We start from the raw sequence: 26,791 nt of genomic DNA on the forward strand, positions 1-26,791 counted from the left end.
GGCTGCCTTTGCTGTTTGTGGTGAGTTGCTTCACGGCGAAACTGGGTTTGCATTACCGCCCGGCAACAACTCCGGCCTTTCCCTCTGCAGTTTGCTCTGCAACATTTCAAGCTGCTCCAACGCGGCGCGGGCTTCATCGAGTTCGGTTTGGCTGCGCTCGCCGGACTGGGCGGCTTGTTCAATGCGTTCGCGGATGGCGGGGATCTGCTGGACGCCGCTGGCGTAGGCCATGATCTGGTCGCGGGTTTGTTGGTCTTCGAAGGCGCTGTACTGCGCCGGGTCGGCCAGTTGTGCGGCGGATGCGGGTTGGCGCGGTTTGAGTTGGCCGAGGGCCGGGCTACGAGGGTCGCCCTGGTCAGCCATTAGCTGGATCAGCATTTGCGCTTCCTGGGCATTCAGGTGCGGCTCACTGGGCGGCGCTTCCACAGGTTTTTCTGCAGACGCTGGGATTGCTACTGGTTGCGGTGCCGGCAGCGCGGCGGGCATCTCTGGCAAGTGAATGGGTGTGCTGGGTGGCGTTGCCGTTTGGGGCGCAACGGTTGGCGCGGTGTCGGCCTGGGGCGTGCGTACAACGACGATGGTCACCGCAGTTATCACGCCGAGCAGGCCGATGCCGAGCCAGGCCTTCATAGCCCTTCTACCTTGGCGTTGGCCAGCAGAGCGTCGACGCGGGCCTGGAAGGCTTGGGTCAGCTGTTCCTTGGCCACGGCCTGGTTGACCTCATAACGCACGCTGGGGTCGCTGAGTGGTAGCTGTCGATCCTCACGACTGCGTACCTGGACGATCTCGAACGCGCCGTCGATCAGCATCGGCTGGGAAATGCTATTGGCTTTCTGCAGCAGGGCGGTCTTGCGCAGAAAATCCAGCTGCGCGTCCTGCGGGCGAATCAGGCCGAGGTCGCCGGGCGGTGTGTGGCTTTTGCTTTCGGCCAGTGAGTAGCGGCGCACGGCCTCATTGAAGTTCAGGCTCTTTTGCAGTTCGGCATACACCCGGTCGGCACTGGCTTGATCGGCCAGGCGGATATGGCTGGCTTGCACTTGGGCAACGTTCAGGTAGAGCTGCAGGTTGCGCTGGTAGTAAGCCTCGGCATCCGCATCGCTGACCTGGCGGGCACGCTGCTTGAGGCTGGCGGTCTCATGGTGGAAGTCGTTGTGCAGGCCAAGCTGGTGCAGGTATTTGTGGCGGATCAATTTGTCGCGCACCAGTTGGCGGATGCCGGCCTGTTCGTCCGCGCTGAACCCCTTCTGGCCCAGCTGATACCAAAGGTAGTCGCGCAGCGCGTGCTGACGCACCTGCTCGGCCAGGTACACCAAGTTGCCCTGCTGCAGTTCCACCCGGCCTTGCACGTTGTCGCCCTGATACAGCTCCAGCAGGTTCAGGCGCTGTTCAGCCTGACCGGGGAATTGCCAACTGATCAGTTGCACCTGCGCGGCGTCGGCCTGTTGTTGGGGGCTCAACTGCAGGCTATCGAGCACAACGCCTTGGGTCTGCGTCGTCAGCACCTGGCGCAGGCGCGCGCTGCTCAGTGCTTGCGGTTGGCGCAGGAAGGGCCGTACGTCGTGCTCGAACTGGCGACCGTAAACCTGTTCGATCAGGTTGCTTGCCTCGCGCTCGACCAAAGCATCCAGATCGCTGCTGTATTTGGCAGTCAGTTCGGCTTCTACCTCACGGGCCAGCAGGTGGTTTTCTGCCAGGCCCGTGCGCAGCAGGCGCAGGTCGGTATTGAATTTGACCCGGGTCATGGCCTGCTCCAGCAGGACGATGCTTTTGCCGGGCAGGCGTTCACCGTTGATGCGCATGTCCTGGCTGCCCAGGGCTGACAGGCAGATGCCGGCCAGCCCCAGTACCAGCAAACTGCGCTGGATGAGCGCGCGCACCTTACAGGCCACCCTGGCCGTAGAAGGTGTTGGCGCCCTTGGTCAGCACGCTGACGGTCAGGGCGATGGACTCCGGAATCAGTTCCTTGGCTACCCGCAGGCGGGTGGCGTAACTGGTGTCGTACAGCGGCTCGGGGCGCTGGTAGGCGACCTGGGCGGTTTGGGTGATCAAATCGCGGATCGGCTTCTGTGCGTCATAGCTGCCAACTCGGCTGGCCACCGCAGCGATATTGTTCAGGCCTTCGCTGAAGTAATGATCGTCCACCCAACCTTCCCAGCCGGAGTGACCGTTGCCCGAGGTGACCCAGGCGTGGTGCGGCTGCGCGACATCGCCAGTGGCGTGCAATGAGTAGCCGATGGTTTGCAGCGACGGGGCGTTCTTGAACTGATCAAACCAGTATTTGGCCAGGTTATCGATGGGCTGGAAGGCCGCCGTCTGGAAGTCGCCGTAGTGCTTCTGCCAGTTGGAGGAAGTGCCCTGGCGGTAATGTGCTTCGGTGGTGTCGAAGTCGCTCTTCTTCAGCTCGCGGTTGTACAGGTAAACCATGGCGTACCAGTCAACATCGCCGCTCCAGCTGCCATCCACCTTGCGGTAGCGGTAGTCGTAACCGCCGTGGTCGTTGCCGTGGGCGTCGCCCTGGCGGGCCATGTTGATAAAGTGCCAATAGGAGGTGTAGTTGACGATGGAGGCTGCAGCGCCATACACCGGCGCGTGCTCGTAGCCGACCCACCAACCGCCCAGACGGGTGTCCTGGAAGTCATCGACGTCATAGGCCGCTTGGCCGAGAATTTCCCCGGCGCGGGCTTCGCTACCGGCTGCACCGACGTAAAACTGGTAGGCGCGTTTCATCTCGGGCGTAGCATGGGCCGAGTTGAGGAAGGCCAAGGCGTCCTTGACGATATTTTTGTGTGTAGGTTGCGACCAGGCGCTGGCATGGCTGGCACTAAAAGCCAGGCCTAGACCAACGACCAGGGAGGTGAGGGTTTTCATAGGGAGGCGCTCTTTTGTTGTTGGAGTTGAGCAGTATTAGCGGGCATTGATGGCAAAACTGTTGCAATGCCGCACTCCAACTTAAAGCCCCTGCACTGGCTTGCCTCAACCCAACTAATGTTGGGCGGTATAGACCAATTTAGCCGATGGCATTACTCCGCGCCGCCGTCCTCTTGATGCAGAGCACCTGTCTCGCTGCTTTCCAGCACCACATAGGCGCTGGCGCAAAACAGCGAGTTGAGGCGTTTCATATCGGCGATCAGCTCCATGTGCAGGGCGCTGGTTTCGATGCTTTGCACCACCTGCTGATGCAGGCGGCTTACGTGGGCGTGGGCCAGACGACGCTCCTGAGCACGAAAGCGGCGTTTCTCGCGCAGCAGCTGGCGCGCACTTTCTTTGTCGGCGGAGAGAAATACCGACAAGCCCAGGCGCAGGTTGGCCAGCAGTTGGGCGTGCAGGGCGGCGAGTTCCTCCAGGCCGCTGTCTGAAAACGAATGGCGCTGCGCGGTTTTCTGATCCTGCACTTTGCCGAGCATGCGTTCGATGATGTCGCCTGCCTGTTCCAGATTCACCGCCAGCTCAATGATCTCCGCCCAGCGCCTGCTGTCTTGTTCGCTCAGCACCTCGCGCGGCACCTGCGCCAGGTAGAGTTTGACCGCACTGTAGAGCGCATCGACGTCGTCATCCAGGCGGCGCAACTCCTTGCCCAAGGCGGTTTGCCCGCCGCGTAAAACCTCCAGCAGGTGGCTGAGCATGGTCTCGATCAGGTCGCCGATGCGCAGGGTTTCCCGCACCGCATTGGCCAACGCCAGGCTGGGCGTAGACAGCGCAGTGGGGTCGAGATGGCGTGGGCGGGCGACGCCGTTTTCATCCGGGCGATCCGGTAGCAACCAGTTGCAGAAGCGCGCCATCAGCCCGACCGTGGGCAGCATCAGCAGGCAGCGCAGGCTGTTGTAGAGCAGATGGAAGGCGATCACCAGCTCCTCGGGACGCCAGTTCAGGCTGTCCAGCCAGTTGGCCAGCGGGTCGAGAAACGGCATCACCAGCAGCAGGCCGATCAGTTTGTACAACAGGCTGCCCAGGGCAACGCGGCGCCCGGCCGGGGTTTGCAGGCTGCTGTTGAGAAAGGCCAGCACGCCGCTGCCGATATTCGCGCCAATCACCAGGCCAATGGCTACCGGCAGGCTGATCAAGCCGGCACCGGTCAGCGTTGCGGTGAGCAGCACGGCGGCCAGGCTGGAGTAGGAGATCAGCGCAAACAGCGCGCCTACCAAAGCATCCAGCAGCAGGTCGCCGGTCAGCGAGGCGAACAGCACGCGGATGCCTTGCTCCTGGGTGATCGGCGTGGCGGCGGCGACGATCAGCTCCAGGGCCAGCAGCATCAGCCCCAAACCGATTGCCACGCGGCCGAGTTGGCCGGCGCGGGTCTGTTTGCGCGAGAGAAAGAAGATCACTCCGAGGAAGATCAGCAGCGGGCTTAGCCAGCTCAGGTCGAAGGTCAGCACCCGTGCCATCAGCGCCGTGCCGACATCAGCGCCGAGCATGATCGCCAGTGCCGGGGTCAGTGCCATCAGACCCTGGGCAACGAACGAGGTAACCAGTAGCGCGGTGGCGTTGCTGCTCTGCACCAGCGCGGTCACGCCGATGCCGGCGGCAAACGCCAGCGGGCGTTTGCTGACGTTATGGCTAAGCACCTTGCGCAGGTGCGAGCCATAAACCCGCAGGATGCCGGTACGCACGATATGGGTGCCCCAGATCAGCAAGGCGACGGCGGAGAGAAGGTTAAGTAGGGTGAGCATAGGGCTGCTCCCTGGCGCGTCAGCCCGGTTGCAGCATGACGCGTGGTTTTTACTCGTTATAAAGGCCCATCTTGTAGAAGCGCAGACCCTGTATTTAGCTTTAGCTGGGGTTGGCGCTCTGCGCCAGCGCGCGACACAGGCTATCGCGCAATCCCGCCACGCTGCGTGAGCTGATAACCTTGCCCGCTACAGAATGGATGCCCATCGATGCTGACGCTTTATCACGCCCCTGACCTGGAAACCCTTGGCGAGCTGGCCACCACGCTGCTTGCCACGCCGATGCGCGAGCCTTTTGCGCCGGCGCTGGTGGTGGTGCCGAGCCAGGGCATGGGGCGTTGGCTGACGCTGGAGCTAGCGCGCAAGCAGGGCATTGCCATGCAGCTGGAGGTGCAACTGCCGGCCAAGTTTGTTTGGGACATGTCGCGCCTGTGCCTGGGTCAGTTGCCGGAGCAATCGGCATTCAGCCCCAGCAGTTTGAGCTGGCGGCTGTATGACTGGTTGTGCGAGCCGGCCCATCTGAGCGAAGCGCCGCGCCTGGCGCATTACCTGGAAGGCGGTGACGAGCGCAGACGGCTGTCACTTGCCGTCAAGATCGCCGACGTATTTGACCAATACCTGCTCTATCGCGACGACTGGCTGGCCAGCTGGGAACGCAATGAATTGCTTGATCTTGGCCCAGATGAAGCCTGGCAGGCGCTGCTCTGGCGCGAGCTGACCAAAGACGGCCATCCGCACCGCGCGCGGCTGCTGGAAGAGTTGCTCGCCCGCCTGTACAACCCCGAACCCATCCCTGGTTTACCCGAGCGCGTGCTGGTGTTCGGCATCAGCTCGCTGCCGCCGCACCATATGCGCGTGCTCGAAGGCCTGGCGCGGCATACCCAGGTGATCCTCTTCGCCCTCAACCCGTGCCGCGAAGCCTGGGGCGAGATTCGCGATATTCGGGAGCTGGCGTGGCAACCCCAAAGCGCAGCGGCTAATCAAGAGACCAGTCCAGACGATTGGTATCTGGATGTCGGCCATCCGCTATTGGCCAGCCTGGGCAAGCAGGGCCGCGATTTCTTCGACAGCCTGTTCAGCCTGGCGTCCAGCGAAGGCAGTCAGGAAATCGGCCTGTATTCCGAAGATGACGACCTGCATGACGCCAGCCTGCTGCAGGCGCTGCAGAACGACATCCTGCGCCTGCGCACTCGCCAGCCGGACGAGCGTCTGGTGCTGCGCGAGGATGACCGCTCGCTGGAGCTGCACGTCGCCCACTCGCCACTGCGCGAGGTGGAAATTCTGCATGACCAGCTACTTGCGCGCTTTGCCGCCGAGCCTGCGCTGACCCCGGATCAGGTGGTGGTGCTGACCCCGGACATCGAGCGTTACGCGCCCTATATCAAGGCCGTCTTCGCGCCCAGAGAGGGCGTGCCACGCATTCCGTTCAGCCTGGCTGACCGCAGCCTGCGCGCGGAAATCCCGCTGATCGAGGCCTTCCTCAACCTGCTGGCGCTACCGGACAGTCGCTTTGCTGCCGAAGAGATTCTCGCCTGGCTGGAGCAACCAGCCATTGCCTGCCGTGTCGGCATTGAGGCGGAAGACCTGCCATTGCTACGCGACTGGCTGCGCGACGCCGGGGTGCGCTGGGGCCGTGACGGCGCGCACCGCGAGCAGCTGGGCCTGCCCGCCGACGCGGCCTTTACCTGGCGGCAAGGGCTGGATCGCCTGTTGTTGGGCTTTGCCGCACCGCCGCAACTTGCCGGCCAGGCCGCGCCACTGTTGGGTGCCAGCTGGCCGCTGGATGCTTTGGAAGGCGGTCGGGCACAACTGCTCGGGCGCCTGGTCGGCTTTGTCGAGCGTCTGACTGTACTGGCGCAGAGTCTGCATCGACCGCGCGCCTTGGCTGAGTGGGCCGAGTCTCTGCAAGGGCTGATCGATCAGCTGTTCGATGAGCGCGAGGCCGGCGACACCCTGTTGCTGCTGTCCAAGGCCTGCGCGACGCTCAAGGAACAGGGCGACGCCTCGGGCGTTGAGCGCCCCATTGAGCTGGCGCTGATCCGCCAGCAGCTGACTGCGGCGCTGGAGCAAGGCAGCGCGGCCTCCGGCTTTCTCACCGGCGCGGTGACCTTCTGCACCATGGTGCCGATGCGCAGCCTGCCGTTTCGCCTGGTCTGCCTGCTCGGCCTGGATGACGGTGCGTTGCCACGGCGCACGCCAGCTGCTGGCTTTGACCTGATCAGTCAGAAACCCCGGCGTGGCGACCGCGCCCGGCGTTTGGATGACCGTTATCTGCTGCTGGAAACTCTGCTCTCGGCCCGTGGCGGCCTGTACCTCAGCTATGTCGGCCGCGACCCGCGCAGCAACGCCGAACTGCCGCCCTCGGTGCTGGTCAGCGAGCTGCTGGATGTGGTCGATCTGACTGCTGTATCGACCACAGAGCAAAACGCCAGCGCGCGGATTACCCACCATCATCCATTGCAGCCTTTCGCCCCCGGCAACTTCGCCGGCAACCGCCATGCCGGCTTTGCTGCGCCCTGGTTCCGCGCTGCCCAGCGTCTGAGCCAGGCCGTCGAGTCACCCGCGCCCTTTGCCAGTGTGCTGGGCGAGCCGAATCAGGACGGGCCGGGCGACGCTCCGCTAAGCATCGAGCCCAGCCAACTGATCCACTGCTTCAAGCACCCGGCGCGCTATCTGCTGGAGCAGCGCCTCGGCCTGCGCCTGGCCGAGGGCGAGGAAGCCCTGGCCGGCGACGAGCCCTTTAGCGTCGAGTGGACCAGCCAGCACGGTCTGCGTCAGCTGGCGTTGCAGGCCATCGAACAGGGTTGGAGCGAGCGCCAGGAGCGTGCCGTGGCCGCCGCGTCGGGCTGGCTGCCGGTGGGCGAGCTGGGCCAGGCGCATTGGGGGCAGATTCGCGGGCCGATCCGCGCCTTCGCCCCGACCCTGTTCGACGAGCGCCCGGAGGATGCGCCGCAGCCACTGCTGGTGGACCTGGAACTGGCCGGCGTGCGCATCCACGGCTGGCTGGATGGCGTAACCAGCGCGGGCCTGTTCGACTACCGCCTGCGCGATCTGGGCGCCTGGGAGTTGGCGCCGTTCTGGCTGCGTCATCTGCTGCTCAACTGCGCCGCGCCGCCCGGCATCGCCCGCGACAGCCGCCTGCTCTCGCCAAAAAGCGAATGGCGCCTTGGGCCGTTAGCCAACCCGCTGGCGTTGCTCGAACCCTGGCTGCACGCCTACAAAAGTGCGCTGTGCGAGCCGCTGCCGGTACTCGCCAAATGCAGCTACGGCTTCGCCCAGAAATGGCGCAAGCCCGGCCGTAAGGAGCCGATTGACGCGGCGCGCAGCGAAGCGCGGGTGATGTGGCACGGCAACGACTACATGACCGGCGAAGGCCAGGACCCCTGGAATGCCCTGGCCTTCCGCGACCGCGAGCCGCTGGACGAACGCTTCGAAGCGCTCGCCGAACAACTCTACGGCCCGGCGCTGGACGCCCTGATGGCGGATGAGGAGGAGTGATGAGTGCGTCAGATAGATAAATGCTCTGGCGTGATCTGCAGCGAAGCCGGCGCTCCCTATACAGATGCTTCTTGATCTATATAGAAAATAGCGATTTCTATACAGATAGTGCTTGACCCGTATAGCAAACGACTATTTGCTCTACACATGATGAACCTAGGAAGACTGATATGCAGGCGCTACAGAACCTCGCCCCCGAGCGTTTCGAGATCCGCGCCATCCTGAAAAGGCTTAACGCGACTAGTCGGGTGCTGGCCGAGCTCAAGGGGGTGGCATCGTCCATCCCGCACCAAGGCATCCTGATCAATACCTTGGGTATGCAGGAGGCCAAGGACAGCTCCGCCATCGAAAATATCGTCACCACCCATGACGACTTGTTCCGCGATGATGCGTTCCCCGAGTCAGGTGACAACTTAGCGGCCAAAGAAGTGCTGCGTTATCGACAGGCGCTGCGCATCGGTTATGCCGGTGTCTGCAAGACCGGCCTTTTGACCACCAACCAGATCATCGAGATTCAGACTGAACTGGAGCGCAACAATGCTGGCCTGCGTTGCTTGCCGGGGACCACGCTCAAGGATGGTTATGGCCGGGTCGTTTATACCCCGCCACAGTCGGCCGCCGAGGTGGTCGAGCTGATGCGCGACCTGGAACAGTTCATCAACGATGACCAGAGCTTCGATGCTGACCCGCTGGTGAAGATGGCGTTGATTCATCACCAGTTCGAGAGCATTCACCCGTTTTACGACGGCAATGGCCGCACCGGGCGCATTGTGAATGTGCTCTACCTGCTCAAGTGTGGGCTGCTGGATATCCCTGTGCTCTACCTGAGCCGTTATATAGTGCGGCACAAAGCTGAGTACTACCGCTTGCTACAGGCGGTGCGGGAAGAGGACTGCTGGGAGGCCTGGGTACTGTTTATGCTCGCAGCCATTGAGGAAACGGCGCACCAGGCAATAGGCACCATCCAGGCCATCAAGCAGGTGCTGATGGACTACAAACACCGGATTCGAGACCAGCACAGGTTCTACAGCCAGGACCTGATCAACAACCTGTTCAGCCACCCCTACACCAAGATCGAATTCATCGTGCGTGACCTCAAGGTGTCTCGGCTGACGGCCACCAAGTACCTGGATGCGCTGGCTGCCAGCGGTTTTGTCGAGAAGCGCAAGGTCGGACGCTGCAACTTTTATATCAACCTGGGGCTCAACGCGATCTTGACCGGAGAGAACCTGCGTGATGATTGATAGCAATTGCTGCCTGGTGACAGCGGCGCAAGGGCTGGGCGTATGAGCCTAGACCTGCTGCAAGACAGCTTCACCGGTCGCTCGCTGATCGAAGCCAGTGCCGGTACCGGCAAGACCTGGACCCTGACTGCGCTGTACGCCCGCCTGTTGCTGGAGAAGCAGCTCAACGTCAGCCAGATCCTGGTGGTGACTTTTACCACCGCTGCCACCGCCGAGCTGCGCGAGCGTATTCGTAAGCGTCTGGCCGAGCTGCTGGCGGTGTATAACAACGGCCCCGGCAGTGACGCGCTGCTCAATCGCCTGCACGCCCAGTACCCGGACCCTGCCAGCCATCGGCGCTTGCTGCTGGCGGTGCATGGTTTTGACGAAGCGGCGATTTTCACCATCCACGGCTTCTGCCAGCGCGCGTTGCAGGACGCCGCGTTCGAGGCCGGTGGCGATTTCGATAACGAACTGACCCATGACGACCGCGAGATTCTCGACGCGTTGCTCGCCGATCTGTGGCGCCATGAGCTGGCCGCCGCCGAGCCGGAGTGGGCGGCGTTTCTGGTGCAGCAGAAGATTACCCCGCAGGTCCTGCGCCAGCGTTTGCGCAATCACTTGGGCAAGCCCTATCTGCGCATTGAGCCGCAGCCTGGTGCCAGCAGTGAGATGAGCGCTCTGCGCGCCGCCTGGCAGCAGGCGCAGCGCCTGTGGCTAAGTGAAAGCGCCGGCTGGCTGGCGCAGCTCAAGGCCTTCGACGGCTTCAAGAGCAATATGTGCAACCCGGCCAAGCTGGGCGTCTGGCAGGCCGAACTGGATGGCTATTTCAGCGATGCCGCTGCGCTGTTCAGCAAGACCGAGGCGCACCGCCGCCTGTCTCGCGAGGGGCTGATCAAGGCCAGCAAGAAGGATCAAGACGCACCGGCCAACCCACTGGCGGCCGCGTTGCAGGAGCTGTGCGATGCATTGGACGCGGCGCAACCCGAGGCCGAGCAGCGGCTGATCGACTTGCAGGTACGCCTGATCGGCCAGCTCAACGAGCAACTGCCCGCACGCAAGGCGGCGCAACGGCTGCTGGCTTTCGATGACTTGCTCAACAAGCTGCGTCAGGCGCTTTACGGCGAGGGCGGCGAGCACCTAGCCGGCACCCTGCGCACACAGTACCCGGTGGCGCTGATCGATGAGTTTCAGGACACCGATCCGGTGCAGTACCAGGTGTTTCACCGCATCTATCAGGACGCCGGCGACTTATGTTTTGTGGGGGACCCTAAACAGGCCATCTATGCATTTCGTGGCGCGGATTTAGCGACTTACCTCAAGGCCCGCGACGAAGCCGCGCGGCAATACAGCCTGGCCACCAACCACCGCTCCACGCCTGAGCTGATCGCCGCGCTCAACCAGCTGTTCAAGCGGCCCATGCCCTTTGCCGAACAGGGCCTGGATTACCCGCAGGTCGGGGCCAGTGACAAGGCGCGGGCGCAGCTGGTGCTGCCTGCGGTAGAGGGTGAGCAAGACGCGCCGCTGGCGCTGGTTTGGTTGGATAACGAACACCTGGGCAAGGGCGAAGCCGGCGCATTAGTGGCGCGAGACACGGCGCGGCGTATCGCTGCGGTGCTAAGCGCCAGCAGCCGTGGCGAGGCGTATTTTGCACAAGACAACACACGCATGCCGCTCAAAGGTGGCGATATCGCCGTGTTGGTCGCCAGCCACCGTCAAGCCAGTGAAGTGGCCGCCGAGCTGGCCGCCCGTGGCGTGCCCAGCGTGCGGCGCGGCAAGGAAAACGTCTGGCACAGCGAAGAGGCCACCGAGCTGGCTGCGGTGCTGGCTGCCTACGCCGAGCCGGGTCGCGAGGGCGCGTTACGTTATGCCCTGGCCAGCCGTTTGCTGGGGCGCAGCGCGGCGGATCTGGCGGCCTGTCAGGACAATGCCCAGGCCTGGGACGATGAACGCGAAGCCGCTGAGCGCTACCACCAGTTGTGGCAGCAGCAGGGCTTTATGCGTGCCTTCCGCGCCTGGCTGGATGAGCAGCACGTTGCCCAGCGACTGCTGGCGCTGGTGGATGGCGAGCGCCGCCTGACCAACCTGCTGCACCTGGCCGAACTGCTGCAAACCGAAAGCCTGCAACGGCCGGGGCTGGAGCAGCTGCTCAGCTGGTTTAACGCCCAGCGCAGCGCCGAGGCTCACGGCGAAGAGGCCCTGCTGCGCCTGGAAAGCGATGCCGAGCGGGTGCAAATCGTCACCATCCACACCTCCAAAGGCCTGGAATACCCGTTGGTGTTCTGCCCCTACCTGTGGGACGGCGCGCTGTTGCGTCAGCATGAGGACATCAGCTGCCACGCCGACGATGGCACGCCGCTGCTCGATCTAGGCGGCGAGCAATTCGACACGCACCGCGAACGCGCCCGCCATGAGCGTTTCGCCGAACGCCTGCGCCTGACCTATGTGGCCCTGACCCGCGCCCGGGATCGCCTGTGGCTGCACTGGGGGCCGGTGGACTGCAAGGCGAAGAAAGACGGCAGCCTGAGCGAGAGCGGCCTGCACAGCAGCGCCCTGGCCTGGCTGCTGCACGGCCGCGAATTGCCGGGCGACGATGCCCTGGCCGAGCTGGCCAGCCACTTTCAGAGTCTCACTCCGCAAGGTTTGCGCGGCGAGATCGAGCAGTTGGTCGCCAGCAGCCAAGGCCATATGGCCCTGCAGCCATTGCGCGCCAGTGAGGCCAGCGCCGCCGGCGAGCAACGCGCGCCGGCACCGCAACAACTGGCCACCCTGCAGCGCGGCCTGCACAGCGCCTGGCGGGTCGGCAGCTTCTCCGGGTTAGCCGCCGGTATGCATATGGAAGCGCCAGATCGCGACGGCCTGGTCATGCCCGACGCCAGCGAACCGGGCAGCGGCTTCTTCGCCTTCCCCCGTGGCGCACGGGCCGGCACCTGCCTGCACGCGATTCTCGAAGATTGGGCGCGCGGCAAGGCCGCGCTGGCTGACTTGATTGAACCGGGGCTGAGCGGCCATGGCATTAGCAGTGATTGGAGTGCGGTAGCGTTTGAGCAACTGCAGCAGGTGATCGACGCCGATCTGGATGGCCAGGGCCTGTGCCTCGCCGGCCTCAACCCGGCGCGACGCCTGCCCGAACTGGGCTTTACCTTTCCCCTGGCCGGGCTGGATGTGCAGCGCCTGCGTGCCATTCTCTGCGATCCGGCCCATGGCCTGGCCGCGCCGATGCGCGAGGCAGCGGCGCGGCTGGAATTCGACAGCCTCAAGGGCTTTCTCAAGGGCTTTATCGACCTGACCTTCGAGCACGACGGGCGCTGGTATATCGCCGACTACAAATCCAACTGGCTCGGCCCGGACGCCAGCTACTACAGCGGCGAACGCCTGCTGCAAGCCCTGGCCGCCGAGCATTACTACCTGCAATACCTGATCTACCTGGTGGCGCTGCGGCGTTTTCTGCGTCAGCGTCTAGACGACTTCCAGAATGACCAGCTGGGCGGGGCTTACTACCTGTTTCTGCGTGGCATGCCGAGCGCCGGGGTGTATTTCTCGCGGCCCAGTGATGACCTGCTGGATGCGCTGGATAAGCTGTTTGAAGGAGAGGTGTGATGGCTGCTTTTGTAGGATGGGTTGAGCGTAGCGATACCCATCACCAAGCATGTTGCGTATCTGTTGGGTATCGCTTTGCTCCACCCAACCTACAGTCCGTAGGGCGGACATGCCGAAGGCTTGTCCGCCATCTCGGTTGTCAACGGTGGACAAGGCTGCGCCATGTCCACCCTACCCAGGGGTATCGCTATGCTGCCTGATCTACCCCTTGGCCCGCTGGAGCGTGCTCTGGTCGATAGCCTGCAACGTCTCGACCCCGGCGCTTTGCCGCTGGTGCTGGCCTCGGCGGCATTGCTCTGTACGGCCTTGGATCAGGGCGATGTTTGCCTGCCCCTCGCGCGCCTGGCCGGGCGGCGACCCTGGCCCGATCACGCCTTCAGCCTGCCTGCCCTGAGCGACTGGCAGGCGCAACTTGAGGCCTCAAGTTTGGTCGGCGGTGATGGCGATTTCACCCCGCTGATTCTCGAACACGGCCGCCTCTACCTGGCGCGCTATCAGGCCTACGAGCGGCAGTTGGCCGAGCAGCTGTTAGCGCGTGCGGCCGATCTGCCGGTGGTTGATGAGGCGCAGTTGAGTGAAAGCCTAAGCCGACTATTTGCCTTCAACCAGCAGCAACCCGACTGGCAGCGCCTGGCCGCCGCGCAAGCGGTGCGGCGCAAATTGGCAGTGATCTCCGGCGGCCCCGGTACCGGCAAAACCACCACCGTGGTGCGTCTGTTGGCGGCATTGCTTGAGCAGCCAGGGTGCGAACATTTAGCCATCGGCCTGGCCGCACCCACCGGCAAGGCGGCGGCACGTATGGCCGAGGCGATTCGCAATGCCAAGGCTGCACTGCCGGTCAGCGAGGCGATCAAGGTGGCGCTGCCGGACGAGGCTCGCACCCTGCACCGCTTGCTCGGTAGCCGAGGCGACAGCCCCCAGGTGCGCCATCACGCGGCCAACCCGCTGGCGCTGGACGTGCTGGTGGTGGACGAAGCCTCGATGGTCGACCTGGCGCTGATGGCCAAGTTGCTCGACGCCCTGCCGCCCAGCGCGCGGCTGATTCTGCTCGGCGACAAGGACCAACTCTGCGCAGTGGAAGCCGGCGCGGTATTCGCCGAACTCTGTGAGGGGCGGGGCTTCGATACCCAGGCCGCCAGCGAGCTGCAACGTATTACCGGCCAACAGGTGCCGGTCAGCCAGCCAAGCTCGCAGCTTGGCGATGCCGTGGTACTGCTGACTCACAGCCACCGCTTTGCTGGCGATAGTGGTATCGGCGAACTGGCACGGCGGATCAACGGCGGCGATGTCGCCGGCACCCTTAACCTGCTCAAGGAAGACCGCAAGGATCTGGCCTGGAATACCGCGCCGACGCCAGCCGATCTGCTGGATCGCCTCGATCAGGGCTACGCGCCCTTTATCACTGCGGCAAAAACCGGCGATCCTGCCGCAACCTTCGCCGCATTCAACACCTTCCGCGCGCTGACCGCCCAGCGCGAAGGGGCCTGGGGTGTGGCCGGCATCAACGAAGCGCTGGAGGCACGGATCAAACGCCGCAGCCAGGTCGCCAGCCGCGAGCGCTGGTACGTCGGCCGGCCAATCATGGTGCGACAGAACGACTACGCCCTCGGCCTGTTCAATGGCGATATCGGCATCTGCCTGCATACCGAATACGGCCTGCGGGTCTTCTTCGAGGGCGAAGACGGCTACCGCCCCTTCGCCCCGGCCCGCCTGCCCAGCCACGACAGCGCCTTCGCCATGACCGTGCACAAAAGCCAGGGCTCGGAATTTTCCGAAGTGCTGCTGGCCCTGCCCGAACAACCCAGCCCATTGCTAACCCGCAGCCTGTTCTACACCGGCATCACCCGCGCCAAGCACAAGGTAGAAATCTGGGCACTGCCCGCACGACTGAGTGAAGCCGTGGCCACCCGCGCCGAGCGGGCGGCGGGGTTGGCAGAGCGACTGGCCACAATCCCCCTAACAACAAAGCCGCAGCCATTCGCAGCAGATAGCTACAGCCAGTTCACGCTTTTCTAAGGACCGTATGAAGTACGTTTTTCTGACGATATGGACCCTGCTCTTTTTGCCGCTGGGATGTTTCGCCAGCCTTGGGCTATGGAGAAGCCCCGGTAGTTATCAGCGTTATCTGCTTTTTGCTGGCGTGGCCTATGCCGCGCTTTGCAGCTTTAAGTTGATTCAAGAAGGCTACCGCCGCAAAGCCTTATTTGGCTCCAGCAATACAGGGTTCTGGTTATGCCTGTTGCTGCTGCCGCTGTGCCTGCTGCCCATGTACGGTGCTTACGAAACCTGGCTGCAGGGTGTTTATGTGCCCAGCGCATCAGGGCGCAAGACATACGTGAGCAGCCTGCTACTGGAGGGCTTGCAGGCTTTGGTCGGTCACTGGGGGCCGATTATCGCGTTGTTGGCATTTGGGCTGGGTATGTTGGTTTTTCTGCTGGGCGTGATCCGTCAGTACCTTCGCTGACGCTGCTGTGGGCTGCCTTGTGATCCGTTTGAGCGCCTACACTGCGAAAGCAATTCCTGAGTTTTACGATCCGCCGCGGTGCTGACCGCTAAGGTTGAGGCGCAATGCGCATTCGAACACTTACCTGTCTGTTCTTAAACCTGCTGCTATGCACCAGCGCCCAGGCCGCCGACCTGCGCCTGGTCACCGGCGATGATTACGCGCCCTTTACCGGTCAGGCGCTGCCTGAGGGTGGCATGATTACCCAGGTGGTGCGGGCGGCGTTGCAGCGCAGCAATATCGACAGCAGCCTGGATTGGCAACCGTGGAATCGCGGCTATCTAAAAACCTTGCGCGGCAATTACGACGCGACTTTTCCTTATGTACGCACCCCAACGCGTGAGGAGGCGTTTCTCTATTCGGAGCCGCTGTTTGTCGCCCAGCAGCATATTTTCAGCCGCGCAGGCGAGGCGATTGAGGTCGACGATGTACCCAGCATGCAGGGGCGCCGTCTGTGCTATCCGCTGGGCTGGCAGCCGCCACCGATCATTCAGCAGCTGCTCGATGATGGGCAGTTAAAGCGGCACTCCCCGGCTGGGCTGAATGAATGCGCACGCCTGCTATTGATGAAGCGCGATGATTTCTTTATCTCCGACCGGCGCCTGGGTGAAACCGCGCTGCAATTGACCGGGGCGCCTATCGAACGTTTTCGCCGCTCCAGTAGCGCCATTAGCAGCAGCACCCTGCACCTGATCGTGCCGCGCAGTCACCCACAGGCGGCGGTGATCATCGCGCAGTTCAATCAGGGCTTGGCGCAACTGCGCGCCAGTGGCGATTACCAGCGCCTGCTTGAGCGCAACCTGCAGCAGAGCGAGCGCGCTACGCCTTGAACTGGCGTAATAGGGTTACGCCGGCCAGCTATTTTTTATGGTCTGCGCCTTGGCGATTTGTTTATTCGCTCGGCTTCTTCAGCTTGGGATTAGGAAAAAACTGCACAACTTGCACCTTGGGGTTGGCAGCCTTGGGTTTTAGCGCGCTGATATTGACCCGCGTCGGCAGTTCGCGCGGCACCGAGTTGCCGCGTTCATCCAGGGTGTCGGCGTAGCCGCAGGCCACGCATTCGCGGTGCGGCACGCCGTCGACATTCCACATCTGGATTTTGTCCATTTCGCTGCACGCCGGGCAGACCGCGCCAGCGATAAAGCGTTTGGCTGTGGTCTCTGTCATGCGGCCTCCTGGCTCAGGCCGAGGTGACGCAGCAGGGCGTCGATGGAGGGCGGGCGGCCACGGAAGTCGACAAACAGCACCATCGGTTCCTGCGAGCCACCACGGGTCAGGATCGCCTCACGGAAGGCGCGGCCGGTGGCGCTGTTGAATACCCCTTCTTCCTCGAACTTGGAGAACGCATCGGCGCTCAACACTTCGGCCCATTTGTAGCTGTAGTAACCGGCCGCGTAACCGCCGGCGAAGATATGCGCGAAGCTGTTGGGGAAGCGGTTGTAGGCCGGCGGACGCAGCACCGAGACTTCCGCGCGGATGCCTTCGAGTACGTCGAGCACGCTGCGGCCGTCGCCGTGGGTGGCGTGCAGTTCGAAGTCGAACAGGCTGAACTCGACCTGGCGCACCATCATCAGCCCGGACTGGAAGTTCTTCGCCGCCAGCATCTTGTCCAGCAGGTCCTGCGGCAGCGGCTCGCCGGTCTCGTAATGGCCGGAGATCAGCGCCAGGCCTTCCGGCTCCCAGCACCAGTTCTCCATAAATTGGCTTGGCAGCTCCACGGCATCCCAGGCCACGCCGTTGATGCCCGAGGCGCCGGCATGCTCGACGCGGGTCAGCAGGTGGTGCAGGCCGTGGCCGAACTCGTGGAACAGGGTGGTGACTTCATCATGGGTCAGCAGCGCTGGCTTGCCGCCGACGGCTGGGGTGAAGTTGCACACTAGGTTGGCCACCGGGCTGATCAGTTCACCCTGGGCCGAACGACGTTTATCCCGCGCACCGTCCATCCAGGCGCCGCCGCGCTTGTTGGCGCGGGCGTAGAGGTCGAAGAAGAAGCGCCCGACGTGGGCACCGTTTTCGCTGATCTCAAACAGGCGTACATCGGGGTGCCAGGTGTCGAAGCCGGACAGCTCCTTGATCTGAATGCCGTAAAGCTTTTCGACGATGGCGAACAGGCCGCTGAGCACCTTGTCGATGGGGAAGTAGGCACGCAGGATTTCCTGGGAAATGCTGTAGCGCTGCTCGCGCAGCTTCTCGCTGTAGTAGCCCACATCCCAGCTTTGCAGATCGCTGCAGCCCTGTTCGGCCGCGAAGGCTTGCAGCTCGCGCAGGTCCTGCTCGGCAAACGGCTTGCCGCGCACACCGAGGTCACGCAGGAAGTGCAGCACCTGATCGGTGGTCTCGGCCATCTTGCTGGCCAGGCTCAGCTCGGCGTAGTTGGCAAAACCCAGCAGCTTGGCCAGCTCCTGACGCAGGGCGAGGATTTCCAGCATCACCGGGCCGTTGTCGTTCTGCCCGGCATTCGGGCCCTGATCGGAGGCGCGGGTGCAGTAGGCGGCGTACAGCTCTTCGCGCAGCGCGCGGTCGTTGGCGTAGGTCATCACCGCGAAGTAGCTGGGGAACTCCAGGCTGATCAGCCAGCCTTCCAGGTTCTTGGCCTCTGCGGCTTGCTGCATCTGCGCTTTGGCCGAATCGGTCAGGCCATCCAGAGCAGCCTCGTCGGTGACGTGCTTGGTCCAGGCTTGGGTAGCATCCAGCAGTTGGTTGGAGAACGTGCTGGCCAGCTCGGAGAGCTTCATCTGGATCTCGCCGTAACGCTTTTGCTGCTCCGCCGGCAGATCGATACCGGACAGGCGGAAGTCGCGCAGGGTGTGTTCGAGAATGGTCTTCTGCGCCACGTCGAAACCGGCGGCCGCAGGGCTTTCGGCCAGCGCCTGATACGCCTGGAACAGCGCCTGGTTCTGTCCCAACTCGGTGTAATACGCCGACAGCTTGGGCAGGCAGGCCTCGTAGGCGGCGCGTAGTTCGGCGTTGTTACACACCGCATTCAGGTGGCTGACCGGACTCCAGGCCTGGCCCAGGCGAGCGCCCAGCTCGTCCAGCGCGAGTACCAGGCCATCCCAGTTAGGTGTGCCAGACTGTTGTTCAAGCAGCCGGTTCAGGGTCGCGCGGTTATCGGCAAGAATGCTGTCCACCGCCGGCTCGACATGTTCCGGACGAATGGCGGCATAGGACGGCAGATCGAAGGTTTGCAGCAGTGGGTTGTTGGCAGTCACGACAGTTCACCTGTAACGGAATGGGTTTGCAGCTGTGACCCTGGCGGGCGCAAAAGGCTCCCAGGGGCAGGCTTGAGTGGACACCGCCGTCGACAAAACAGCGCGCATGTCCTGAACATGGGTGCCATCTTAGTTACAATCAAGCCCAGGCGCAGCCTAAGAGGTTTCTATCGTGGCGATTCGTACTTACCAACAGTTCACCCCTTTGCTCGGCCCACGGGCTTTTGTCGATGCCTCGGCCGTGGTGCTCGGCGATGTAGAGATTGGCGCGGACAGCTCGGTCTGGCCGCTGGTGGTGATCCGTGGCGACATGCACAGCATCCGCATTGGCGAGCGCAGCAGCATTCAGGACGGCAGCGTGCTGCACATCACCCACGCCGGGCCCTTCAACCCGCGCGGCTACCCGCTGAATATCGGCGACGATGTAACCATTGGCCATAACGTCACCCTGCACGGCTGCAACATTGGCAATCGAGTGCTGATCGGCATGGGCAGCATCATCATGGATGGCGTGGTAATTGATGACGAAGTGATGCTTGGCGCCGGCAGCCTAGTGCCGCCGGGAAGCCATCTGCAAAGCGGCTACCTGTACGTCGGCAGCCCGGCCAAGCAGGCCCGCGAGTTGAGCGAGAAGGAGCGCAGCTACTTCCGCTACAGCGCCGACAACTACGTGCGGTTGAAAGACCAGCACCTGGCCGAGGGCTACGGGCAATGAGCAGCGTTGCGCTGAACATTCGCCCGATCACTGCCGCCGACTTCGACCAGGTTTGGCCGATCATCCGTGACGTAGTCCAGGCCCAGGAAACCTACGCCTTCGACCCGCACATGGACCGCGCAGGTGCCTGGCAACTGTGGGTCGAGTTGGCGCGCGCCACCTTTGTCGCCGAGCGCGATGGCCAGATCCTCGGCACCTACTACATCAAAACCAACGCCGCCGGCCCCGGCGATCACGTGTGTAACTGCGGCTATATGACCGCCCCCGCAGCGCGCGGCCAAGGCGTGGCCGGCGCGTTATGCGCCCACTCACTGAAGGCGGCACGCGAACTGGGCTTTAGTGCCATGCAGTTCAACAGCGTGGTGTCGACCAACGAAGCGGCGGTAGCGCTGTGGCAAAAGCACGGCTTCACCATCGTCGGCACCCTGCCCAACGCCTACCGCCATGCACGGCGTGGGTTGGTGGACTGTTATGTGATGCACCGCGAGCTGGAGGGTTGAAGCGGCCTGCTACACGATCTTGGGACATACCCATAAAGAAGCCCCGCATATGCGGGGCTTCTTTTATTTCAGCTGCGTGCTTACTGGTCGCGGCGGGCCAGCTGCTCACGACAGGCATCACCGAACGCCTTAAAGATCTTCACCGAGTGCGGGTTCTGCGCGGCCTGCCACTCGGGGTGCCATTGCACCGCCAGGGTGAACTGCTCGGCGCCTGGCAGGTGAATCGCCTCGACCAGGCCATCTTCGGCGTGAGCCAGGGCTTCGACACCCTCGCCCAGCGTATCAACCGCCTGGCCGTGCAGCGAGTTGACCGGAAAATCCGCATGCCCCATCAGCTCGGCAAACCAGCTGCCGGGCAGCGCACGCACGCTGTGGCGGTCGGCATATTGTTCGGCGACCGAGGTACTCGAATCTTCGCGGTGGTCGTTGAAGCCCGGCACTTCATAGGCCTTCTGGTGGATGCTGCCACCCAGGGCCACGTTGATTTCTTGCATGCCACGGCAGATCGCGAACAGCGGCAGGCCACGGGCCAGTGCGGCGCGAATCAGTGGAATATCGAACAGATCGCGGTCCTTATCCTGGCCCTTACTTGGGGTCAGGTTTTCCTGGCTGTAAAGGGCCGGATCGATATTACTGCCAGCACCGGTCAGGTACACGCCGTCGACCATCGACAGGTACTGCTCGATGTCATCGGTGCCGCAGCAGCTAGGCGCCAGCAGCGGCACACAGCCAGACAGCTCGACCAGGGGAGTTATGTATTTGTGGGTCATGACTTGATAGGCATGCCCTTTGCGCTCTTGAGCGCCCATGGACATCAGGACAACCGGTTTACGCGCGCCTGGGCGCTGTTTCGTATTGTTGTTGGACATACATCACCTTGGAGCAGCCGGGATTGGCTGCCGTTGTTGTGCAGAAGGGCTGACGGCTTTCGCGCACCTTCTGTTTTACGGCTGATTGCGCCTGTCTAGATGCCCACCGCAGAGGCAGCAGGTGCGCGAGAAACGCTTACCTGGCAGTCACAAACCTGGAGTCAGTCTGCCAAAGCCGTAAAATATGTCAAACAAATACACGCGAATTGTTAAGAAATCAGACAGCGAGTAGCAAGGAACTCAATCCAAAAAGAGCAGTAACCTTCTGTTTTAAAAACGTTAATCTGTTTAGGTCGTCAAACGATAGTCCAATATTTTTTACGCCCTAGACGACGATTTGCTAACGCACCCAACTCTCAACCCGCTCGACCACGGGCAACTGCATCGCCGCCACATCGGCCACCAGATAATCGCGCAAACGCTCAAAGCGCTCCTGACCTCGGCGCGCTTTGGGCCATACCAGGTAATAGCTGCAACCGCTGGGCACCGCGCTGGGCCAGGGCAGGCCGAGCCGGCCCTGAGCGACATCCTCGGCGACCAACACCAGATCGCCAATCGACACGCCATAACCGCGCGCCGCCGCCACCATGCCCAGCTCCAGGGTATCGAAGACCTGGCCGCCCTTGAGCAGCACCTGATCGGCCAGGCCCATGGCCTGCAGCCACTGCCGCCAGTCACGGCGATCCGGAGTGGGATGCAGCAGCTCGGCGGCCTGCAGGCGCGGCAGATCCCAGGTTTGCTCACTCAAGGCTTCAGGTGCGCACACCGGAATCAGCCATTCGGCGAACAACTCGGTGCTCTCCCACTCCTCCGGAAAGCCGCCCTCGCTCAGCAGCACGGCGCAGTCGAACGGCTCATGCAGAAAGTCCACCTTGTCTACGTCCATCCAGGCGCTGGTCAGTTGCACTTCACTGGCGCTGAGCAGGCGATAACGTGACAGGCGCGCCAGCCACCAGCGCATGGTCAGCGTCGACGGTATCCAGACCATCGCCATGGGCGCGATTCGCGGCCTCAAAGACGCCAAGACCACCTTCTGGGTCGGCCTCGGCTGCTATTGGGCAGTCGGCGCGCCACTGGCCTGGGCGCTGGCCTTCCCCTTGGGTTGGGGCGCAGAAGGCGTGTGGTGGGGACTGGCCGGCGGCCTGGCTTGCGCGGCCATCGGCTTGACCCTGGGTTTCGAATGGAAAACCGCGCGCCTGCTGCAACCAACAGCTGCAGCGTTCACGTCACGCGCTAAGCATCTGGTTTCTTGAAGCGATAAAACAGATTGGGCTCGCTGACCAGATAGAGCACACCCTGATTATCCATGGCGATGCCCTCGCCCTGGGGCACGCCGCGTTTGAGGCCATTGCGCCCGCCGAGCAGCGACAGACTGCTGATCGGCTTGCCCTCGACATTCAACTCCAGCACCAGACGCGACTCATCGGACAGCGCCAGCAGATGGCCGCTGCGCTCATCGAACTGCAGACTGGAGAGATCACGCACAAACAGCCCGGCATCGCGCTTCTGATCATCCACCACATGCACGGCGAAGGGTTGCTGCGGATCGCGCTGGGGGAAGCCGTGAATCTCGTAGATGCGTATCGGGTCTCGCTCCTTGGCGACAAACAGGCGCTGGCCAACCGAGTCGTAGGCCAGCCCTTCAAAGCCCTTGTTACCATTCAGACCGATACCCAGCGAGAACTGTTGCGACTGATCGGCATGCAGCTCGGTGGTGGCATCATCCACCCGTACCTTGATCAAACGCTGCTCGCGCTCATCGCTGATCACATACAAGCCCTGGCTGATGTACTCGACCGCCTCGGCATCGCCAAAACCATGTAGGTCGATACGCCGCAGCAGTTCGCCATCCAGCGACAGCTCAATTAGCTGTGGCTTCTGGTTAGTCACGGTAAACAGGCTATTGCGGTCCGGGTCGTAGGTCAGCGCCGATACATCATCATCCAGCCCTTCAATCACCTTGGCTTCGATATCCACCTGATAGCCCGACAACAGTATGTCGCGCTCTGCTGACAGGCTTTTGCTGCCCGCCTGCTGCACATTGAACCAGGCCCGCTCAAACAAACGGTACTCTTGAGCGAACAAGCCCAACAGCAGCAACGCCAGCACAACAACGCTCAACATCAGGCGTTTCAGGGTGAAATGATCTCGCATGGCTACTCACTCACAATCAGTAACGGGCAACACAACGACGCCAGCCCGAAGCAGGGCCTCGGGCTGGCGTGGGTAGTTGATGGTGTGACTTATTTAACCAACTCAAGGTGCTCGACATCGATTTCGCGGCTGGTCAGGTCACGGTCGACTTCACCCGTGATCTTGACCACGGCCTTTTCGGAAATGGCCTGGGCTGGCCAATGCTCATCGTCGATCTCGACATTGATGGTGCCGCTGGCATCCTTGAACTCGTACAACTCATCCTGCAGGCGCTTGACGATCTGCCCTTGCAGCACCACCGGGGTGTCATCGGCGGCATCCAACGCCGCAGCCACGGTAGTGACCTGAGTGGTGGCGCCTGGGCCGGTGTAACCGGTGGCCATCGCGGCGGTGGAGAACAGTGGAACCAGCAGCAGAGCCAACGTGAAACGCTTCATGGGGTAACCCTCTAATCAGTTAGGTGATGGGGCCAGAGTAGAGGGCTTAGCTGAAGCCAGGCTTAATCGGCGCTTAAGCCAAGCTTAATCAACGTCGGGCGGACTAGCCGGCTCCTTGCGCAGCACATAGAACAAGTTGGGCTCGCTGACGATATAGATATTGCCGGCCGCATCCATGGTCACCCCTTCAGCCTGCTCAATGCCGCCGCGCAAACCATTCATACCGTGACTCAGGCTGATAAAGCTGACCGGCTCACCTTGCTCGTCCACTTCCAGCAGCAGGCGCGATTCATCCGAGAGCACCAGAGCATGACCGGTGCGGGCGTCGTACGTCAGCGAGGAAATATCGCGCAGAAATAGATGCCCGGAAGTCATCGGTTGAAGAACGCCAGCGGCGCCGTCTTCGCCCGGAAACGGCAGACTGAACAGCCCCAGCGGGCCACGCTCCTTGCCCAGCAGCACGCGCTCGTTGCGCGAATCCCAGGCGATGCCCTCGAAGCCCTTGTTGCCCGCATCGGCAAAGCCCAGATCGAAGGACGCCAGATCCGCAAACTCCAGGCTGCGGGTCAATGCGCCGAGCTTGAAGGTAGTCAGGGTACGCTTGCGTTCATCGATAATCGCCAGGCGGCCACCAGCGAGCATCTCCACGCCCTCGGGATTGGCAAAACCATGTAAGTCGATGCGCCGCATCACCTCACCGTTGAGGGTCAACTCAATCAGCTGCGGATGCTTACCGGTTACGGTGAACAGCGTGTTGCTGTCGGGGCTGTAGGTCAACCCAGAGACCTCGTCGCCTTCCAGCCCCTGTAGCGGCTTACCCTGCAGCACGGCCTTATAGCCTGGCTACCAGATGCTCGCCTGCTGATCGGCAACTTCCACCTGTTGCTGTTGAAACCAGAAGGACAGGCGATCGTCCCAGTGACGGTAATTCGCCACTAGCAAAGCCACTGTGAGCAGTAACAGCAGCACAATTAGCCAGCGCAGACGCACCAGCCGAGCAACCCAGATCGACATCGCACACAACTCATCAGAACGATGGCTATCAGACTAGAGAGCAACCCTTAAGTTTCTGTTACGCCGCGAGGCCACAGGGCACCTCCAGGTGCCCTTATCAAGATGGCAACTCAGGCTTTACGGTTACAGCGCGCGGCTGGCGAAGCGGCTATGACCAACCAGCTCCAGCACCAGCTCATCACCCTTATTCAGTGGGCCGACACCGACTGGTGTGCCAGTGAGGATCACATCGCCCGGCTGCAGGCTGAAGTGACCGCAGATGTGCTGGATCATCGGCAGAATCGGATTGAGCATGTCGCGGCTGTTACCGTCCTGACGCACCTCACCGTTGATGCTCAGGCGGATGCCAATATCGGCGAGGTCTTCCACCGCATCACCGGGCACGAACGGCGCCAGCACGCAGGCACCGTCGAAACTCTTGGCGGTTTCCCACGGGTAGCCCTTGGCTTTGAGCGTGGCCTGCAGGTCACGCAGAGTTAGGTCAAGGGCCGGAGCGAAGCCGGAAATAGCGTCGCGCACTTCCTCGGCATTCGGCGTGCGCGACAGCGGCTTGCCGATCAGCACGGCGATTTCCGCTTCAAAATGCACATCACCTTTACCCTCAACCAGGCTAAAGCCGTCGTCCAGCGGCACCACACAGCTACCAGCCTTGATAAACAGCAACGGCTCGGTGGGCACCGGGTTGTTCAGCTCTTTGGCATGTTCGGCGTAGTTGCGGCCGATGCACACCACCTTGCCCATGGGAAAGTGGATATGGGTGCCGTCGATATAGTGGTGCTGGTAGCTCATGGGCGACTCCTTATGGGAATGCGGTGTGCAGCTCTTTGTGGGAGCCAGCTTGCTGGCGATCCGGCAAATCGTTTCAATGAAAGCATCGCCAGCAAGCTGGCTCCTACAGGTATCACGCGTTGCCTGGCAGCGTAGGGCGGGTGCGCCCTACGGGATCAAACCGGGAAGATTTTGCCTGGGTTCATGATGCCGTTCGGATCAAACACCGCCTTGATCGCCTTCATATAGCCAATCTCGGCTTCCGAGCGACTGTAGGTCAGGTAATCACGCTTGGTCATGCCCACGCCGTGCTCGGCGCTGATCGAGCCGTTGTACTTCTGCACGGTCTCGAACACCCACTTGTTGACCGTGGCGCACTTGGCGAAGAACTCATCCTTGGACAGGTTCTCCGGCTTCAAGATATTCAGGTGCAGGTTGCCGTCGCCGATATGGCCGAACCAGACGATTTCGAAGTCTGGGTAATGTTCGCCGACGATGGCGTCGATATCGTGCAGAAACGCCGGCACTTTCGACACGGTGACCGAGATGTCGTTCTTGTACGGCGTCCAGTGGCTGATGGTTTCCGAGATGTACTCGCGCAGCTTCCACAGGTTCTGCAGCTGCTGCTCGCTCTGGCTCATCACGCCATCGAGCACCCAACCCTGCTCGACGCAATGCTCGAAGGTGGCCAGGGCTGCCTCGGCGACTTCCTCAGTGGTGGCTTCAAATTCCAGCAGGGCGTAGAACGGGCACTCGGTTTCGAAGGCCGCAGGCACGTCGCCACGGGCCATGATCTTGGCCAGGGCCTTGTCCGAGAAGAACTCAAACGCGGTCAGATCCAGCTTGTTCTGGAAGGCGTGCAGCACCGGCATGATCGAGTCGAAGTCCGGGGTGCCGAGCACCATCGCGGTGAGGTTCTTTGGCGCCCGGTCCAGGCGCATGGTGGCCTCGACGACGAAACCCAGGGTGCCTTCGGCACCGATAAACAGCTGGCGCATGTCGTAGCCGGTGGCGTTCTTGATCAGGTCCTTGTTCAGCTCCAGCAGTTCGCCGGTGCCGGTGACCACTTTCAGCCCAGCCACCCAGTTACGGGTCATGCCGTAGCGAATCACCTTGATGCCGCCGGCATTGGTGCCGATATTGCCGCCGATCTGGCTGGAGCCGGCCGACGCGAAGTCCACCGGGTAGTACAGGCCCTTGTCCTCGGCAAACATCTGCAGCTGCTTGGTCACTACACCGGGCTGACACACGGCGGTGCGGTCAAATTCGTTGAAGTCGAGAATCTGGTTCATATAGTCGAAGGCGACGACCACTTCGCCATTGGCCGCCACAGCGCCAGCGGACAAGCCGGTACGACCGCCAGACGGCACCAATGCGACCTTGTGCTGATTGGCCCAACGGACAACGGCCTGCACCTGCTCGATGCTCTTGGGGAAGGCAATCGCCAAGGGGGCCGGGGCGAAATGCTTGGTCCAGTCCTTGCCGTAGGTGTTGAGGGAATCGGCATCGGTCAGCACCTTGCCGGGCTCAACCAGGGTCTTCAGCTCTTCGATCAGCGCAGGGTTGGTCATCTTTGAAACTCTCAAACTCTCAAACGATTCATGGTCACCCTGAGCACGCTTCATCTGCCAGGG

At 62.4% G+C, this 26,791-nt stretch carries 19 protein-coding genes and 3 pseudogenes; 9 read left to right on the forward strand and 13 right to left on the reverse strand.

Annotated elements, in window-relative coordinates; all coding sequences use genetic code 11:
* Nucleotides 1–30: 30 nt before the first annotated feature.
* The 4 genes from AC0T4W_RS19710 to AC0T4W_RS19725 all read right to left on the reverse strand — a co-directional run bounded on the left by AC0T4W_RS19710 (nucleotide 31) and on the right by AC0T4W_RS19725 (nucleotide 4,667).
* On the reverse strand, nucleotides 31–630 hold the full coding sequence (locus AC0T4W_RS19710) for a hypothetical protein (RefSeq protein ID WP_476321891.1): 600 nt from the start codon (nucleotides 628–630) through the stop codon (nucleotides 31–33).
* Nucleotides 627–1,877, reverse strand: coding sequence for a peptidylprolyl isomerase (locus AC0T4W_RS19715; protein WP_476321893.1), 1,251 nt, complete (start codon nucleotides 1,875–1,877; stop codon nucleotides 627–629). The genes AC0T4W_RS19710 and AC0T4W_RS19715 overlap by 4 nt, the downstream gene beginning before the upstream one ends.
* A 1-nt stretch (nucleotide 1,878) precedes the next feature.
* The gene (locus AC0T4W_RS19720; RefSeq protein ID WP_476321895.1) at nucleotides 1,879–2,868 is read right to left on the reverse strand and encodes a hypothetical protein; all 990 of its coding nucleotides are present in this window, start codon (nucleotides 2,866–2,868) and stop codon (nucleotides 1,879–1,881) included.
* 152 nt (nucleotides 2,869–3,020) lie between these two features.
* Complete coding sequence (locus AC0T4W_RS19725; RefSeq protein ID WP_476321897.1) at nucleotides 3,021–4,667, reverse strand: Na/Pi cotransporter family protein; 1,647 nt, start codon at nucleotides 4,665–4,667, stop codon at nucleotides 3,021–3,023.
* A gap of 207 nt (nucleotides 4,668–4,874) precedes the next feature.
* Here AC0T4W_RS19725 and recC point away from each other — a divergent pair, with 207 nt between their 5' ends.
* From recC to AC0T4W_RS19755, 6 genes are all read left to right on the forward strand, one after another.
* Nucleotides 4,875–8,162, forward strand: coding sequence for an exodeoxyribonuclease V subunit gamma (recC, locus tag AC0T4W_RS19730; protein WP_476321899.1), 3,288 nt, complete (start codon nucleotides 4,875–4,877; stop codon nucleotides 8,160–8,162).
* 170 nt (nucleotides 8,163–8,332) lie between these two features.
* Nucleotides 8,333–9,406, forward strand: a complete 1,074-nt coding sequence (locus AC0T4W_RS19735) for a Fic family protein (protein WP_476321901.1) — start codon at nucleotides 8,333–8,335, stop codon at nucleotides 9,404–9,406.
* 42 nt (nucleotides 9,407–9,448) lie between these two features.
* Nucleotides 9,449–12,985: an exodeoxyribonuclease V subunit beta gene (recB, locus tag AC0T4W_RS19740; RefSeq protein ID WP_476321903.1), complete on the forward strand. Its 3,537-nt coding sequence runs from the start codon at nucleotides 9,449–9,451 to the stop codon at nucleotides 12,983–12,985.
* Nucleotides 12,986–13,174: 189 nt separating this feature from the next.
* Entirely contained in the window at nucleotides 13,175–15,001 is a 1,827-nt protein-coding gene (gene recD, locus AC0T4W_RS19745; RefSeq protein WP_476321905.1) for an exodeoxyribonuclease V subunit alpha, read from the forward strand.
* Between the two features lie 7 nt (nucleotides 15,002–15,008).
* Nucleotides 15,009–15,449: a hypothetical protein gene (locus AC0T4W_RS19750; protein ID WP_476321907.1), complete on the forward strand. Its 441-nt coding sequence runs from the start codon at nucleotides 15,009–15,011 to the stop codon at nucleotides 15,447–15,449.
* Nucleotides 15,450–15,553: 104 nt separating this feature from the next.
* A complete protein-coding gene (locus tag AC0T4W_RS19755) occupies nucleotides 15,554–16,318 on the forward strand; it encodes a substrate-binding periplasmic protein (protein ID WP_476321909.1) in 765 nt (254 codons plus the stop codon).
* A gap of 61 nt (nucleotides 16,319–16,379) precedes the next feature.
* On the opposite strand, the gene AC0T4W_RS19760 is transcribed toward AC0T4W_RS19755, so the two are convergent.
* Nucleotides 16,380–16,655, reverse strand: coding sequence for a YheV family putative zinc ribbon protein (locus AC0T4W_RS19760; RefSeq protein WP_476321911.1), 276 nt, complete (start codon nucleotides 16,653–16,655; stop codon nucleotides 16,380–16,382).
* Entirely contained in the window at nucleotides 16,652–18,700 is a 2,049-nt protein-coding gene (gene prlC / locus AC0T4W_RS19765) for an oligopeptidase A (RefSeq protein WP_476321913.1), read from the reverse strand. The genes AC0T4W_RS19760 and prlC overlap by 4 nt, the downstream gene beginning before the upstream one ends.
* Nucleotides 18,701–18,872: 172 nt before the next feature.
* Here prlC and AC0T4W_RS19770 point away from each other — a divergent pair, with 172 nt between their 5' ends.
* Entirely contained in the window at nucleotides 18,873–19,415 is a 543-nt protein-coding gene (locus AC0T4W_RS19770; RefSeq protein ID WP_476321915.1) for a gamma carbonic anhydrase family protein, read from the forward strand.
* Complete coding sequence (locus tag AC0T4W_RS19775) at nucleotides 19,412–19,915, forward strand: N-acetyltransferase family protein (protein WP_476321917.1); 504 nt, start codon at nucleotides 19,412–19,414, stop codon at nucleotides 19,913–19,915. The genes AC0T4W_RS19770 and AC0T4W_RS19775 overlap by 4 nt, the downstream gene beginning before the upstream one ends.
* A gap of 80 nt (nucleotides 19,916–19,995) precedes the next feature.
* On the opposite strand, the gene AC0T4W_RS19780 is transcribed toward AC0T4W_RS19775, so the two are convergent.
* On the reverse strand, nucleotides 19,996–20,784 hold the full coding sequence (locus tag AC0T4W_RS19780) for a gamma-glutamyl-gamma-aminobutyrate hydrolase family protein (RefSeq protein WP_476321919.1): 789 nt from the start codon (nucleotides 20,782–20,784) through the stop codon (nucleotides 19,996–19,998).
* 340 nt (nucleotides 20,785–21,124) lie between these two features.
* A pseudogene (locus tag AC0T4W_RS19785) lies at nucleotides 21,125–21,760 on the reverse strand (LysR substrate-binding domain-containing protein); the annotation flags it as partial.
* Between AC0T4W_RS19785 and AC0T4W_RS19790 the strand changes: the two are divergent.
* Nucleotides 21,756–22,037 (forward strand): annotated as a pseudogene (locus AC0T4W_RS19790) (NorM family multidrug efflux MATE transporter); the annotation flags it as partial. The pseudogenes AC0T4W_RS19785 and AC0T4W_RS19790 sit on opposite strands and share 5 nt — an antisense overlap.
* Here the strand turns inward: AC0T4W_RS19790 and AC0T4W_RS19795 are convergent.
* From AC0T4W_RS19795 to AC0T4W_RS19815, 5 genes and pseudogenes are all read right to left on the reverse strand, one after another.
* Nucleotides 22,018–22,938 carry an SdiA-regulated domain-containing protein gene (locus tag AC0T4W_RS19795; protein ID WP_476321921.1) on the reverse strand — a complete coding sequence of 307 codons (921 nt, stop codon included), beginning with the start codon at nucleotides 22,936–22,938 and terminating at the stop codon, nucleotides 22,018–22,020. The pseudogene AC0T4W_RS19790 and the gene AC0T4W_RS19795 overlap by 20 nt on opposite strands.
* 89 nt (nucleotides 22,939–23,027) lie before the next feature.
* Nucleotides 23,028–23,375: a NirD/YgiW/YdeI family stress tolerance protein gene (locus AC0T4W_RS19800; RefSeq protein ID WP_476321923.1), complete on the reverse strand. Its 348-nt coding sequence runs from the start codon at nucleotides 23,373–23,375 to the stop codon at nucleotides 23,028–23,030.
* An 84-nt stretch (nucleotides 23,376–23,459) separates the two neighbouring features.
* Nucleotides 23,460–24,389, reverse strand: a pseudogene (locus AC0T4W_RS19805) (SdiA-regulated domain-containing protein).
* Between the two features lie 123 nt (nucleotides 24,390–24,512).
* Nucleotides 24,513–25,178, reverse strand: a complete 666-nt coding sequence (locus AC0T4W_RS19810; protein ID WP_476321925.1) for a fumarylacetoacetate hydrolase family protein — start codon at nucleotides 25,176–25,178, stop codon at nucleotides 24,513–24,515.
* 155 nt (nucleotides 25,179–25,333) lie between these two features.
* Nucleotides 25,334–26,728, reverse strand: coding sequence for an FAD-binding oxidoreductase (locus AC0T4W_RS19815; RefSeq protein ID WP_476321927.1), 1,395 nt, complete (start codon nucleotides 26,726–26,728; stop codon nucleotides 25,334–25,336).
* Between the last annotated feature and the right edge of the window lie 63 nt (nucleotides 26,729–26,791).

The sequence above is a fragment of the Pseudomonas sp. C7.1 genome (genome assembly GCF_056312395.1).

Coding starts and splice junctions, on each gene's coding strand:
- AC0T4W_RS19760 (WP_476321911.1), bottom strand. CDS start 16,655: ATGACAGAGACCACAGCCAAACGCTTTATCGCTGGCGCGGTCTGCCCG.
- AC0T4W_RS19800 (WP_476321923.1), bottom strand. CDS start 23,375: ATGAAGCGTTTCACGTTGGCTCTGCTGCTGGTTCCACTGTTCTCCACC.
- AC0T4W_RS19755 (WP_476321909.1), top strand. CDS start 15,554: ATGCGCATTCGAACACTTACCTGTCTGTTCTTAAACCTGCTGCTATGC.
- AC0T4W_RS19735 (WP_476321901.1), top strand. CDS start 8,333: ATGCAGGCGCTACAGAACCTCGCCCCCGAGCGTTTCGAGATCCGCGCC.
- AC0T4W_RS19795 (WP_476321921.1), bottom strand. CDS start 22,938: ATGCGAGATCATTTCACCCTGAAACGCCTGATGTTGAGCGTTGTTGTG.
- recB (WP_476321903.1), top strand. CDS start 9,449: ATGAGCCTAGACCTGCTGCAAGACAGCTTCACCGGTCGCTCGCTGATC.
- recD (WP_476321905.1), top strand. CDS start 13,175: ATGCTGCCTGATCTACCCCTTGGCCCGCTGGAGCGTGCTCTGGTCGAT.
- AC0T4W_RS19750 (WP_476321907.1), top strand. CDS start 15,009: ATGAAGTACGTTTTTCTGACGATATGGACCCTGCTCTTTTTGCCGCTG.
- recC (WP_476321899.1), top strand. CDS start 4,875: ATGCTGACGCTTTATCACGCCCCTGACCTGGAAACCCTTGGCGAGCTG.
- AC0T4W_RS19720 (WP_476321895.1), bottom strand. CDS start 2,868: ATGAAAACCCTCACCTCCCTGGTCGTTGGTCTAGGCCTGGCTTTTAGT.
- AC0T4W_RS19775 (WP_476321917.1), top strand. CDS start 19,412: ATGAGCAGCGTTGCGCTGAACATTCGCCCGATCACTGCCGCCGACTTC.
- AC0T4W_RS19710 (WP_476321891.1), bottom strand. CDS start 630: ATGAAGGCCTGGCTCGGCATCGGCCTGCTCGGCGTGATAACTGCGGTG.
- AC0T4W_RS19725 (WP_476321897.1), bottom strand. CDS start 4,667: ATGCTCACCCTACTTAACCTTCTCTCCGCCGTCGCCTTGCTGATCTGG.
- AC0T4W_RS19815 (WP_476321927.1), bottom strand. CDS start 26,728: ATGACCAACCCTGCGCTGATCGAAGAGCTGAAGACCCTGGTTGAGCCC.
- AC0T4W_RS19810 (WP_476321925.1), bottom strand. CDS start 25,178: ATGAGCTACCAGCACCACTATATCGACGGCACCCATATCCACTTTCCC.
- AC0T4W_RS19780 (WP_476321919.1), bottom strand. CDS start 20,784: ATGTCCAACAACAATACGAAACAGCGCCCAGGCGCGCGTAAACCGGTT.